This window comes from Paraburkholderia sp. SIMBA_053, assembly GCF_046534895.1.
GTDB lineage: Bacteria > Pseudomonadota > Gammaproteobacteria > Burkholderiales > Burkholderiaceae > Paraburkholderia > Paraburkholderia caledonica.
This window is the reverse complement of sequence record NZ_JAWRXU010000272.1, coordinates 1-343: the sequence shown is the minus strand read 5'-3', so window position 1 is coordinate 343 and position 343 is coordinate 1. Positions and strand designations below refer to the sequence as shown.

Below are 343 nucleotides of genomic sequence, written 5' to 3'. Positions count from 1 at the left end.
CCGGCGTGCGAACCGCCGCCGCTATCCGGTGACGCGCGGCGGGAGGAAAGGCCCATAGCCATACCGCGAGCGGCCTGCTGAGCACGAGCAGCGGCGCGGCGACGATCATCATCAATTCGTGCTGAACCATGTGCGCGGAGAAGAGCGCGGCGCTCAACGCATCGAGTGGCGAAACGAGCGCGGCGACGAGCATGAGCCATCCGAGCAAGAATGCGCCTAGCTGACGCGCGCGAATCTCGCGGCCGCGTTTGCTGCGCGCGCGCAGACGCCGATAGCCGGCCACATACAAAGCAAGACTCACGATCAGCAAGGCGACGACCCAGGGCTCGAACGTCCAGCGCAG

Annotated in this window: 1 protein-coding gene; it reads right to left on the bottom strand. The window is 66.8% G+C overall.

Annotated elements, in window-relative coordinates:
* Nucleotides 1-343: cytochrome c oxidase assembly protein (locus SB753_RS35595; RefSeq protein WP_410804781.1), on the bottom strand; the 343-nt coding region annotated here is incomplete at both ends.